Annotated in this window: 9 protein-coding genes and 1 pseudogene; all 10 read right to left on the reverse strand. The window is 60.1% G+C overall.

Features of this window, described 5'->3' with window-relative positions:
• Positions 1–60: 60 nt before the first annotated feature.
• Positions 61–1,806: a FadD32-like long-chain-fatty-acid--AMP ligase gene (locus ACP8IT_RS10950; RefSeq protein WP_284623331.1), complete on the reverse strand. Its 1,746-nt coding sequence runs from the start codon at positions 1,804–1,806 to the stop codon at positions 61–63.
• Positions 1,807–1,865: 59 nt separating this feature from the next.
• The gene (locus tag ACP8IT_RS10955; RefSeq protein ID WP_005285228.1) at positions 1,866–2,786 is read right to left on the reverse strand and encodes a cutinase family protein; all 921 of its coding nucleotides are present in this window, start codon (positions 2,784–2,786) and stop codon (positions 1,866–1,868) included.
• 33 nt (positions 2,787–2,819) lie between these two features.
• Positions 2,820–3,347, reverse strand: a complete 528-nt coding sequence (locus ACP8IT_RS10960) for a hypothetical protein (RefSeq protein WP_005285231.1) — start codon at positions 3,345–3,347, stop codon at positions 2,820–2,822.
• A gap of 2 nt (positions 3,348–3,349) precedes the next feature.
• Entirely contained in the window at positions 3,350–5,299 is a 1,950-nt protein-coding gene (locus tag ACP8IT_RS10965) for an alpha/beta hydrolase-fold protein (RefSeq protein WP_005285234.1), read from the reverse strand.
• 250 nt (positions 5,300–5,549) lie between these two features.
• Positions 5,550–6,569 carry an alpha/beta hydrolase gene (locus tag ACP8IT_RS10970; protein ID WP_005279732.1) on the reverse strand — a complete coding sequence of 340 codons (1,020 nt, stop codon included), beginning with the start codon at positions 6,567–6,569 and terminating at the stop codon, positions 5,550–5,552.
• Between the two features lie 140 nt (positions 6,570–6,709).
• A complete protein-coding gene (locus ACP8IT_RS10975) occupies positions 6,710–8,404 on the reverse strand; it encodes an arabinofuranosyltransferase AftB family protein (RefSeq protein WP_288746849.1) in 1,695 nt (564 codons plus the stop codon).
• A 56-nt stretch (positions 8,405–8,460) separates the two neighbouring features.
• The gene (locus ACP8IT_RS10980) at positions 8,461–9,441 is read right to left on the reverse strand and encodes a decaprenyl-phosphate phosphoribosyltransferase (protein ID WP_490290103.1); all 981 of its coding nucleotides are present in this window, start codon (positions 9,439–9,441) and stop codon (positions 8,461–8,463) included.
• On the reverse strand, positions 9,438–9,950 hold the full coding sequence (locus tag ACP8IT_RS10985; protein WP_490290104.1) for a phosphatase PAP2 family protein: 513 nt from the start codon (positions 9,948–9,950) through the stop codon (positions 9,438–9,440). Before ACP8IT_RS10985 ends, ACP8IT_RS10980 begins: the two co-directional genes overlap by 4 nt.
• Positions 9,940–11,892 carry a glycosyltransferase gene (locus ACP8IT_RS10990; RefSeq protein ID WP_490290105.1) on the reverse strand — a complete coding sequence of 651 codons (1,953 nt, stop codon included), beginning with the start codon at positions 11,890–11,892 and terminating at the stop codon, positions 9,940–9,942. Before ACP8IT_RS10990 ends, ACP8IT_RS10985 begins: the two co-directional genes overlap by 11 nt.
• Before the next feature lie 141 nt (positions 11,893–12,033).
• Positions 12,034–12,511: pseudogene (locus ACP8IT_RS10995) on the reverse strand (transposase); the annotation flags it as partial.
• Between the last annotated feature and the right edge of the window lie 108 nt (positions 12,512–12,619).

A 12,619-nucleotide genomic window follows, 5' to 3' on the forward strand; every position in this document is an offset into this window, starting at 1 on the left:
CGACAAATACCTATATCGCTCTATTTTGTCACCTTGTTAACTTAACGTCCGAATCCGGCTTTAAGCTTGGTAGTCCTTTTTTGCCACGCGGCGGGCAATCTTATGCGAGGAGGTGCGCTTAATTTCGCCCGGTGCCTTCCACACGATATCGCTCGGGGTAATGCCGTGATTCTTCGTCACGGCCGTGCGAATCGCCTCACCGGCGGCGGCATCGCCAGATGGATCCGCGTCATCGGCGCGCTCCACCAAGAGAACCAAGGACTCTGAGTTTTCGCCCTCTACGGCAAAGGCGGCGACGGAATCTGGGCGCACGTGCGCGGATGCGTCCTGCACGGTGCCTTCAATATCTTGCGGGTAGTGGTTGCGCCCGGCGACGACGATGAGATCCTTAAGCCGCCCGGTGATATACAGCTCGCCCTCGATGATGGTGGCGAGATCGCCGGTGGCCATCCACCAATCATCCTCCGGCAGGCCATCCTGGATGCGCTCGCCCAGGGTATTGCGGAAGGTAGCCGCGGTTTCTTCTGGGCGGTTGAGATAGCCCGTTGCCATATTTTGCCCATGCACCCAGATTTCACCAATGGTGCCCTCTGGGACCTCGGCCCTGGTTTCAGGATCCACGATGGCCAGGTGCTGGAACGAGACGCCCTGGCCATTAGAGGCGAAGGCAACCGTTGCCGCAGACTTTTCTTCAATAACCGCCTTACCGTCCGCCAATTTCTCGCGGTTGAAGTGGGAGATGATCGGGCGCTTGTCACCCTGTGCGGTAGAAACGATGAGGGTGGCTTCCGCCAAACCATAGGAAGGGCGCAGCACGGAGCGCTCGACGCTGAAGGTGTCCAGGAATTTCTGCACCGCCGGTTCCGTCACCGGCTCAGAACCAATGAGGATGCCATCGACGTTGGAGAAATCCGCGTCCTTGCCGTAGCGCGCGGCCAATTCCAGGGCGAAATTGGGCACGGCGGTATAGGTCTTCTTCTCCTCACCCGGCTGGCGGCTGATGCGCTCAACCCACCGGTTGGGGTGCTGGATGAAATCGCGCGGGGTCATCAAATCCAATTCGATGCCCAGGATCGTGGTGAATAGCGCCAAGATGATGCCCATATCGTGGTGCATCGGCAGCCACGAGACCACGCGCGGCGGGAACTGCATGTTGATCGCGTGGAAGATCTGCAGCACATTGACCAGGATCGCGCGGTTGCTCAGCTCCACGCCGGCAGGGGTGCGCGTTGAGCCGGAGGTGTACTGCAAGAAGGCGGTGGATTCCACGCCCTCGCCGGCAACCGGCTTCCACGACGCCGCCAAGGAATCTGGCAGCGCATTGATGGAGATGACGCGCGGGCGCTCCCGCTCGGTGGAGAAATAGGTGCGCACCGCTGCGGCCGATACGCGGTTGGTCAACACAACGGTGGGCTCGCAGTCAGCAAAGACCGCCTTGAGGTGATCCGCGTGGCCTGGCTCATTCGGATCATAGAGCGGAATCGGGGTCATTCCCGCGTACATCGCGCCCAAGAAACCGAAGAGGTACTCGGGGGAGTTGCCCGCCAGGATGGCCACACGGGTACCGGGTTCTGCGACCTGTTGCAGGCGCCCTGCCACCACTTTGATCCGTGTATTGATCTCTTGGCGGTTGAGCTCACGGAAGGTATCTCCCTCATCGTAGAGCCACTGGCGGATTACAACCTGCGAGGTATCCGTCTCTGCTTGGTAGAGGGTCTCCGCCAGGCCCGCCAAGGTGAGCTCTGCCGGGAGGGCGATATTGCCCTCGGCATCAAAGAACTTCCCCATGAGTTGCTGTATATCCATCGATTCTCCTTTGGTAAATGGTTTTGTTTTAAAAAATATCGATGTTGTAGCGCCTCATGTTACACGGCATCAATCACCCGATGTGCCCAATCCACGACCCACTGGTTCGCAGTAGTCCCATCAATCACGCCGTCGTTGCTGGCGTACTGCGCGTGCACCCCATTGGCCCCGATCAAGTCCTTGGCGCGTTCCAAACCATTGCCCACGCCGGTGGGCGCATCGCACACGGAATCATCTGGGGCACAGATTTGGAAGGTCCTATCCGCGAGCTCGCCGAAGCCGTGCGGGCGCGCGCCGCGCATGGTAGCTCCGGGCACGATGGGCTGGACGAGCCCGGAGACGGGCTCCAAGGCAATCTCGGCACCGATTCCGCCGAGCGCGTGGCCTGGATTTTGGCCCACGCCGTTTTCACGCCGGCCATCTGCGATCAGCGCCACGCCCGCGATATTTTCCGCGGGGATCACGCCTTCGCCACCGCCAATATCATCGGCCACATCGCCGGCGATGACCGCGCCTTGGGAAAATCCGCTCAAAATGAACTTGGTCTGTGGGCAGCTATCGTGCATGCCGCGCAGCTCTTCATTCATCTTCGCGGTGCCCTCATTGCGGGAATCGTCGTAGCTCATCTCCTCCTGCGCATTGATATTTTTAAATTGCGCAGTATACGGAAGGGTCCACACCTTCACATCATCCCCGTAGGCCTCCCGCAACGGCTGCGTAATAGACAGCATGAATGAGCGCGGATTAGCAGAAGGGTTGAGGGGATCATCGTCGGCCGCGGATTCCCAGGTTCCTGGCGCGGAAATAAACTCCACGGCCGGGCACCAATCCGGCTGGGGTTGCTCCGGTGGTGCCGCAGACTCTGACTCCTCGGGGGCGCTAGGCCCCGCCGAGTCCGAGGTCGTGAGGTAATGCACCGCCCCCGCGCCGATCACAACAAGGAGGGCGAGGACGGCAACGACGGTAATGATTTTTCGCATGAACTAGTTGTACCCGGAAAACCTCAAAGGAAGCTAGCAAAGTGCTGAACGTGCGTTGTCCTGCAGCAGCTTGGTGAGCTCGTCAAAGTCCTTATCAGAGCGTTGCTGCTCAATCAGTTGCCCGGCCACTGCGGGAATGGTGATTTCATCCTCGCCGCAAGCGCCCTGGCCAGCACCGAGGAGCTGATCTTCTACCCCATCGACGTTCACGCCTGCATCCTTCAACGAATCCAGATACGCAGCCTCTTCCTTGGGCAGCTGCGCGGACGGGATTTCAGAGATCTCGCGGGCACCGCGGTCCTCCGGGGAGTTCGCGGAACCAGAGCCGTTCCGCGGCTCAGCGGAGCCCTTGGAATCGTCCTTGGACTCGGAGGGCTCCTGCGAGGAGGAAGCACTGCGAGATGCAGACTCGCTACTGCTCGTGGTCGATTCTTCGGAGGTCTTTTCGCGCGACAGCGGCGCCACCGAAGTGTCATTGCCGGAGTCACTATCCACGGTGGCAGAGTCACACCCTGCCAAGCCGAGGCATAAGACCGCTCCTACGAGGGCTAATTTACGCATGCTTACTTCTTTTCAGTCTGTACGCGGCCCATGACTTCACTGATCGTTCCGTGCTGGAACTCCTGCTTCAATCCACCAGCTGCGATTTCGGAGTAATCAGAGGTGGGCCAGCCAAATTCGCCGTGCTCCCAGCCCTTCTTACCCCATTCATCCATGATGGCGCCCTTCAAGATGTAGTGCGCGCCGGATTCTGGGGACCAGTAGATGGAGCCATGTTCAAACTCCTGGAAGAAGCCGCCCTCGACCTTCTTCTCGCCGTCCGTGGGGAAGCCCAGTGGGGATTCGACACCGCCCATATCCTTGTACTTTTTGCCAATGGCACCAAAGGACACCTGGTTCTTGCCGTCCGGGTTGCGGGTCAGAATGCCGTTTTGGAATTCCTGGGTAAAGCCTTCGCCCACCTTCTTGACCGCGCCGGTCGGGTACTTCAGATCGCCGCCTTCGTAGCCCTTCTCGCCCCACTTCTTAAACATGTCGCTGGTAATTTCCCAGGCGCCGGTCTCTGGGCTCCAGTAAATGGAACCGTGTTCAAAGTGCACGAAGCGTCCCTTGCCATCTGGCGTCTTAAGTTCATCGGACTTCGGGAAGCCCAACCAGGAGGTAGGGCCACCGATTTCCGCATAGCGGGCGCCAATGCGGCCGTGCAGGGCGTGCGCACCGGTCTCCGGGGACCAGTACGCCGTACCGGTTTCGAAGTCTTGTGCCTTGCCCTTATCGGCAACGTCATATTCGTTATTCAGGCAGGAACCGATGTGGCCTTCCTTGGTGGCCTTGGCGATCTCGCCTTCGGTCTGACAGTCCGCACCGCGGTCGGCCTTGTCAATGTTGAGGGCATCCGCAATGTAGGGCCATGCATTTTGCATCTCAAATTGCCAGAATTCCCAGCTGTGCACGCCGGAGGGGCGGAATTGCACCACAGGCTCCACATTGGCGCGCTTCGCGTAATCCACGAAGGTCTGGGTGGACATACGGGAGATGACCTCCAAGCCCATGCCGGCCAAGCTTGCCTGGCCCTTGGCCACGGAGGTGGCATTGCCAAAGTCATCCTTGCCGTTACCGGCAGAGACATAGACCTGCATGTCCTTGAGGTTTTCGATGCCCAGCTTTGGATCGTGGTCAATCCAGTCCTGCGAGCCCGGCTCGCCCCACATCTTGCGGGAATCGAAGCCACCGGCATCGCGCTGCGCAGCCATGATGGCCTGCGGCATGCCGCGGGTGGTCGTATCAAGGTAGCCGGAGAACGAGCCCACGAAACCAAACAGGTACGGGTTGCGCTCCGCCAGGTTGATCGCAGCGGTACCGCCCATGGACAGCCCAGTGACCGCGCGCTTCTGGTTGGAGCGGTATTCCTTATCCAAGATGGGAACCAATTCCTTGGTCAGGAAGGTCTCCCACTTGTAGTTCTTGCCTGCATCCGGCTGCTGCCAGTCGGAGTAGAAGGAGGATTCGCCGCCCACCGGCATGATGAGGTTGACGTTGCGGTCCGCGTACTGGTTGAGGATATTGGTCTCAATGGTCCAGCCGGACTCGTCATCGCGGGCGCGCAGGCCGTCGAGTGCCCATACCTCAGGGAACTTCTTTTCCGGCTGCGAATACCAGTCGCGCGCGAGCTGGATCTGCACCTTTTGCTCTTGATCCGGCATCGCTGCGGACTTGATATAGACCATCAGGTGGCGGTTGGACAGGTACTCCACACGGTTGATCTTTACGCCATCCGGCAGGCCCTCTACCTCTGGGTACTCGGTCTCCACTGGGGTACGAGCCGGCGGTTCCTTGGGCGCAAAGTGGTCAGACAGGCTGCCGCCACCGCCTGGCTGAGCAGAGCTAATATCACCAAGTGAGCTTTGGGCTGTGGCATTGGGCAGCAGGGCCAGTCCAACGGCGATGGCGGTCGGTACGGCTGCTACCGCAAGCCCCTTGCGGGCCTTGCCCGGGGAAGTGTTTTTGCGCATAGGTAAACGTCCTTGAAGATTTACCGCGGCTACATTCCGAAGGTTCCCCTCCTCCGGACTGCCGCCTGCGGCGTGAGCTGTCTATTGTGCGCTTAAGTTTAAGTTGAACTTGAGGCTTAAGAAAGGCTGACACGCCGGAGGCAATTTATATCACCATTTATTGCGGTTCGGACGAGGCTGAACTCAAGCCCTATTACAGACGCAAAAAGTCCCCTACTACAAGGTAGGGGACGAAAGCGTTAAGCGGCTTTTACCAAGCGTTCATAACGTTGAGAACCTGCGGCTTCGACTTCTCCAGCTGGTAGCCAAACTGCAGCCAGTTGTGCAGACCCTGTGCCGGGTAGTCCACGGTCGGGTTCAGGCCCTGCAGGCGAGCTGCACCTTCCCAGACGTGGGTGGTGATGCGGGAACCGACCTCAAGGGCAGCACCGGCTGCTTGGTGCTCTGGGAGGTAGCGCTGGCGGTCAAGGTCGCCCGGGATACCGGTTGCGGCGGAGATGTAGACATCGGTATTGCGCAGCTGCGGGATGAGCAGCAAGGGGTCATTCTGGAAACGCTTCGGGTTAAACAGCGAGCCGTACATCGCGTTGATGTTGAACCCACCGGCATCCAGCATGGCAAAGCGCATGAAGGTCTGCGCGCCCGGAACCGTCGTGGTCAGGTAGCCAGAGAAGGACAGCGCCTGGCGGAACTGGTCATTGTGCTTTGCGGCCAAGGTCAAGGCAGAACCAGCGCCCATGGACAGGCCAGCAATGGAGTTATTATTGCGGGCCACGCCGAAGTTGCTCTCCAAGTAGGCGGGAAGCTCGCTGGTCAGGAAGGTCTCCCACTTGTAGTTGACCGGCTCGTTCGGGTCGTACTTAGCGGGTGCCTGCCAGTCAGCGTAGAAGGAAGACTCGCCGCCTACCGGCATGACCAGGGTGATGTTGTGCGGCTCGTAGGTACGTGCCGCGTTGACGTCATTGACCCACGCGTTGGTGCGGTCGGTCGCACGCAGTCCGTCCAAGAGGTACAGGCCAGCGTTGCCGCCATTCTTTGCGGGCTGGATCTGCACTGGGATATTGCGGCCCATCGACTGAGACCACACGTCGCAGCGCTGGACCCACCAGCCCACCTGGTCCCACTCGCACGTGCCAGTATTGTCCGCACGCAAGAAATCGCGGTGAGCTGCGTGCGCCTGCTGGGTGCCGCCTGCCACTACGGCAAGACCCAGCGCTACGGCGACTGCCATGATGACCGAAAGGACGCGACCCCTAATAGATGCAGTCATCTTTCTCCTTCACAAAGTATTTGGTAATTGTCACTTAGCTTTATCGCTCGGAATCTGTGAACCGTTAACATCCCGACGCGAGAAGCCTAACTAGCAAGCAGTCTAATGCACTCCCGGGCCAAATGTTGCATCTTCCCCCATCAGTCCAGGTAAGACCCCGGATCGGAAGAGAAGGAAAGCGTCCGCCCGTCTGTCAGGGAAAATTTAATATTTTCCCAGAATCGGCCCCAAGTTAAGGGATCCCTGTACGTAGCAAAGAGTTCCTGAAAATCGGCATCGTTAAGCGCGGTGCGGGCCTTGCGGGCCGCGTCCTTATCAATCCAGAACGGTACGGAATCAATATCGGCCGCGGAATCCGCCACCTGCCACGGCATGCCCAGACTCTTATCGTGGCCAATCCGCCCGCCCTCGATGCGGGGCTGGCGCGCGGCCAACGGGTTGCTCAGGCCAATCTCATCGAGCACGCGCACATCCAACGGGGCATTCATGGAGGTAAGCCCCAGGTTCAAGAAATAGACCGTGGGCGGATCCGTGCGCGAAGGATCCCCCTCGGTAGCCAGCCAGGAGGGGCTGCCATCGTCTTGCAGGTAGCGGAAGGTCATGGCATCGCCGTCCTCCAGCTCCTTAATCGCGTCCGTATAGCCGTGCATCATCTCCCTGCGCAGGAATTCTTCGTGGTGGCGGGGCGGTGTATCCATCTGCGTGGCGTGGGTCCAAAAATCGCGCTCGTCCACAATGGAAATATCACTGTCATAGACGGCTGGATCCACCGGGTGCCCGCGCAGCGCAATGACAATGGCCCACACCCCGCAGGCGGCCGAGGCCACCCACAACCGCAGGTTCACCACAAAAATGGGAAGCAGCGCGGCAAAAAGCGGCAAAAGCAGCATGCGGCCGTGCATAAAATCGCCGCCCACGCGCAGGACATACAGGGTGTGCAGCACCGCGGTGCCGACAAAGAGGTAGACGGCGCTTGCGGTAGAGCGCAGCTGCGGCGGGCGCAGCTCAGCCTTCCAGAGTGCGGCTACCACCAGCACGGCAAGCGGCAGCACCAACCAGTAGGGCCCAATGAAATCACCGAGGTAGGTAAAGCCCTTTCCCCATTCGGAGCCGCTGGCGGATTTCGCCACCGCCGTATGCGGGGTCAATAGGCCGTAATATCCCATGCGGAAAATCTGGTAGCCCAAGGGCAGCGGCAGGGCGATGGCCAGCACTTTCCACGAGCGCGTGGAAATCAACAGCACGATTCCAACGATGCCGCCGTACAGTGCCAGCTCGGGGCGGATGAGCCAGGACAGCCCGGCCCAAAAGGCGAGCCAATACGCGGCGGAATTCCCTCGCTCGTGGCGGTGCGGGCGCGCCCACTGCAGCAGCAGCCACCACAGCATGGCCAGGTAAAATAGGCACAGGCCCCATTCCAGGCCGGAGGTAAAAAAGTCACGCGCCGGCGGCAGCGCCACATAAACCAAGGCGCCGGCCGGGAGCACGATGCCGGAGTGCATGCTTGCCGATGCCCACGTGCCCAGCACCATCGCCGCCACGGCTAGGACCAGCCCGAGGTAGATGGCGATGGATTCTAGTTCAGCATTGCTGACCCACCGCACCGCTAAGATGAGGTATTGCCACAGCGTGGAGGTATTGGCCTCAACGCGCTCGCCCACATTGAATACCGGACCGTTACCGGCCTCTAGGTTGCGGACGGTGCGCAGGACGATAAGCCCATCATCGGAAATCCAGCGGCGGGCGAAACCGCCCCACAAAGACAAAACACCGATGACAAGAGCCGAGGCTGGAATGCTCCAGCGCGCGAGGGCCTTGTTATCGGTGTTAAACACGAGGATAGAGTGTATCAGTCCGATCGGAATTTGCTACATCGAAAATCCGCCGCTGCCTAGACCAATGGCATGACGTAGACGGCCATGGCGATACAAGCCAGCCAGGCGATGGCGAGGAATTGCAGGGTGCGGTCCCCCAACGCGATTTCTTCCGGCGCACCACCTTGACCGCGGTCCACGTCGGCGGCATAGCGCAGGATGGCGATGGTAAACGGCACCATGGAAATCTGGTACCACACGCCACCGGAGGTTGCGGCATTAGCCAGCTCAAAGCCCCACAGGGAGTAGAAGATCACCACGGCGGTAGCCGCTAGCGTCCACACAAAGCGCAGGTAGGTTGGCGTATAGCCCTGCAGGGACTTGCGGATTTTCGCACCGGTCTTTTCCACCAGCAGGATTTCGGCATAGCGTTTACCGGAGGCCATAAAGAGGGAACCAAAGGCGGCGACCAGCAAGAACCATTGCGAAAGCTCAATATCGGCCGCCACGCCGCCAGCCATGGTGCGCAGCATGAATCCGGAGGAGACCAGCGCGATATCGATGACTGGAATGTGCTTCCAGCCAAAGCAATAGCCCAGCTGCAGGGCAATGTAGACCGCCATGACGATGGCGAGCTCTAGCCCCGCCGTGGCCAAGAAGGACAGCCCAATGGACAGGCCAACGAACACCACGGCCATGACATAGGCCACCTTGATGGGCAGCACACCCGAGGCGATCGGGCGGAAGCGCTTGGTGGGGTGCTCCTGGTCCTCGCGCCAATCCTTGGCGTCATTGATTAGGTAGATGGAAGAGGCGCCGAGGCAGAAGACGATGAAGGCTAGGAGGACATCGACAAGCACGCGCCCATGAAAGAGCGAGTCCGCACCGGCCGCGGCGGGCGCGGCCAGCACGAGGATGTTTTTTACCCATTGCTTCGGGCGCAGGGCCTTGACCATGCCATCGGCCAAATTCTTCGGCGGCTTGCGCTTGCGGCCGGTATCGACACCGGACGTATGCGGCTCCGAATAGAGAAAGTGCTGATTCTCAGCCTCACTCATGCGTCTTTCTCCTTCGTCATTGCCCGCGCGGTGGCAGCGCCAATGGCTGCGCCCGCGACGGTATCGGTTGGATAATGCACCCCGAGCACCATACGCGATGCCATCATCACCGGCACTCCCATAAGCGGAACCTTGGACCCCGTCAGGCGGGAAAGGCCCACCAAGAAGGCGGTGGTGGAGGTGGCATGCGAGGACGGGAAGGACAGGCGCGAGGGAGTCTTGACCCCAACGCGCACGTAGGAATAGTCGGGCCGCTTGCGCCGCACGATGCGCTTGAGCACCACGCTTGCCGCATGCGCGATAAACGCTGCGGCACCGATCCGAATCCAGTCTTCCCGGCGCTTTTTGTCCAAGCTGGCGCCTAAGGCCGCGCTGCCCAACCAGCCCAGGGCGTGCTCGCCCAAGTGGCTTAATCCGCGGGCGGTGGGCAGCACTCCCGGCACATCAAAGGCGGCGTTCTGGATGGATTCCAGGACGCGGGATTCTGCGATGGAAAGCTTATTGGGCATCAAAAACCTTCTTCCAGGAGGACCGCGCGGTCAATTCTGGCAACGCGGCGCGGTAGCGTGCCCGCAGGTCATCGAAGTTTTCTTCAATTTCCTTCAACAGGCCACGGGTTTCAGCGATAAGCTCCTTGGCCAAATCGCGGTCGCGCTTGCGGAAGGCCACGCCCGTGCCGCCGGCGGTGGATACGGTGGCGGAATCCAGGCGGGAGAGGGTGAACCAGCGCGCCTCTTCTGGGGTGAGGTTTAGCTGCGGTGCCGCGTGGTGCGCCGGATCCTCCTTGCTCAGCAGGTGCTTGAGGCCCTTGGCCGCCCATGGCAGCTTTTTGACCTTGCCCAGGCGCCCGCCCACATTGCGGGTGGGAACGCCCGGCGCGCCGGTCGGCGCCGGCAGCTGGTCCGCGGACTCGATGATGACCGCGTCCGAGTAGTTCTTGCGGATCTCCGCGATGCGCGGCAACGAGGTATCCAAGATATCGAAGAGGCGGTCCGGCCCCGCCAGAAAATCCTTCATGGCCTCGATTTGGATGGCCATGGTGGAGTATTCCATGCACATGGTGTGCTTGAGCGTGGACTTAAAGATGGACCTGGTAATGCCGGATACCGCGCCATCGTGGTACAGCGAGGCCACGATCAGGCGGTTGCGCAGGTGGAAATAGGCCTGCCAGTCAATGGCATCGTCCTTATCCGCCCAGGCCATGTGCCAAATGGCAGCGCCCGGCCAGGTCACCGTGGGGAAGCCATTGCGGGCGGCGCGCAACGAGTACTCGGTATCGTCCCACTTGATAAATAGCGGCAGTGGCTGGCCGTTGGTCTCTGCCACCACGCGCGGGAAGAGGCACATCCACCAGCCGTTGTATTCCACGTCCACGCGGCGGTGCAGGTCGCGGGAATCGTACTTCTTTGGATCCAGGCGGGTCTCCTGCGTGCCGATGGCGCGCAGCGGGTACTTGGCAAAGTCGTGGTCGTACACGGCGTGCGGGGCCGCGCCCCACATGAAGTCGGAGCGATTGACCTGCTCACCGGTGGTGCGCAGCTGGGAGCGCTCCTGCAGGTTGAGCATCTGTCCACCAACGATGATCGGCTTTTCCGCATAGCGCGCGGCCTGTACCGCGCGCAGCACGGAGTCCGGCTCGATGGCAATGTCATCGTCCATGTACAAGATGAAGGGCGAATCGGTGTTCTCCAGCGCCTCGTACATGATGCGGGAATAACCGCCGGAACCGCCGAGGTTACCCTGGCGGAATTCGCGGAAGCGATCGCCAAAGTGCGTTACCGCTTCGTCGTAACCGGGCTCATCGGCGGGGTGCTGATTGCCTTGGTCTGGCATGAGGACGAAGTCAATGATCTCATCCACCACGGGATCTTCTGCCAGCGCCTGCAGGGCGGCGACGGCATCCGTGGGGCGGTTGAAGGTGGGAATGCCGACGGCGACGCGCTTTTCGGAAGGGGCGAGCTCGGTGCCATCGGGAAGCGTCTGCGCCGCCGGGGCCTGCGGGGAGCACCAGGCTGCATCCGACAACGTGGTTTCTTTTTCCGCGGTGACATCGAACCACAGCCAGCCGCCGTCCTCGAAGTTCTTCAGCGGCAGCTCAAACTCGTGGTGACCCGTACCCACGAGGTGGTTGGCCACGGAGATGCGCTGGCCATCCTGTTTAGAACGGTACAAAGACACGTTGGCCTGGCCCTCGATCTCCAGGCTTAGGACCACCGAGCGCAATTGCGACCAGCGGCGCCAGTAGGAGGCTGGGAAGGCGTTGAAGTAGGTTTCAAAGGAGGCTTCCTCGCCGGCCGGGATGGTCACGGCGGTGCGGTTTGTCCAGCTTAAGCGCTCGCGGTTTTGCTCCGCCTCGATGAGGTAGAGCATGCGTACGTCAAAGGGTTCGCCGCGCTTGGGCAGCAAGATTCGCTGCAGGGGCTCATAAGCCGTGGTGTTGTTGGCAGTCACGATTGCTTCGATTCTCCAAACTATTTAAACAGTAGTCAGCGATTTAGCGTAGTTGTTTTATGAGGATTACTCGGGTTTACACGCGGATGTGTCTTCGGGTTAAGTAGCAAAAGGGACCTGACCCCTGTTTGGTAGACACCTGATATCCAGCCCGATGGTGGACACACGGTGATGCTGGATGTCACGCACCGTCATACCGCCGGCGTACAACGAGATGATCATGTCATCGAGTTCGGTCAACCGGCGTGCGCCTTCGGCACCATCCGCGCAACAAACCTACCCACGCGGTCTCTGGGCATAACTACCTCAAGCCGGCCGTAGCCAGAGTCAACGGTTTAGGTATAGGCCCCATTTCGGAAGTTATTGCCTTGGCCGCGGTCAACCTGAGCTTTCGCCATACGGTCGGAATACTCGTAGCCCAAATGAGCATCCATTTCAGCCTGCAGCCCGGCGTTAACCGAGGCCTGCAACATGGCCGTGCACAAGCTCGCTGGCATCGTCAGTCGAGGTCGACAAGTCACCGATTAGACTGGCAAGCTTAAAGGTTTTCCATCAGCTTCTCGCTGATCTCGTTGACCCTAGACGGGTCATAATTCTTCTGCGGGGATACCGTAGTCATTATCGGTGAAGCTCCTTTCAAATCAGAGCCCCACACACAAAATCTCCGACACTCTCGGACCACACGGTCCTTGGCATCCTAGTCAAATTTTCTTGGCATATTCCAGAT

Source organism: Corynebacterium sp. LaCa_23 (assembly GCF_058182375.1).

What these genes read in the sequence shown, in the direction of transcription:
- ACP8IT_RS10955 (WP_005285228.1), bottom strand. Translation starts at nt 2,786, where the DNA reads ATGCGAAAAATCATTACCGTCGTTGCCGTCCTCGCCCTCCTTGTTGTG.
- ACP8IT_RS10985 (WP_490290104.1), bottom strand. Translation starts at nt 9,950, where the DNA reads ATGCCCAATAAGCTTTCCATCGCAGAATCCCGCGTCCTGGAATCCATC.
- ACP8IT_RS10980 (WP_490290103.1), bottom strand. Translation starts at nt 9,441, where the DNA reads ATGAGTGAGGCTGAGAATCAGCACTTTCTCTATTCGGAGCCGCATACG.
- ACP8IT_RS10970 (WP_005279732.1), bottom strand. Translation starts at nt 6,569, where the DNA reads ATGACTGCATCTATTAGGGGTCGCGTCCTTTCGGTCATCATGGCAGTC.
- ACP8IT_RS10960 (WP_005285231.1), bottom strand. Translation starts at nt 3,347, where the DNA reads ATGCGTAAATTAGCCCTCGTAGGAGCGGTCTTATGCCTCGGCTTGGCA.
- ACP8IT_RS10965 (WP_005285234.1), bottom strand. Translation starts at nt 5,299, where the DNA reads ATGCGCAAAAACACTTCCCCGGGCAAGGCCCGCAAGGGGCTTGCGGTA.
- ACP8IT_RS10950 (WP_284623331.1), bottom strand. Translation starts at nt 1,806, where the DNA reads ATGGATATACAGCAACTCATGGGGAAGTTCTTTGATGCCGAGGGCAAT.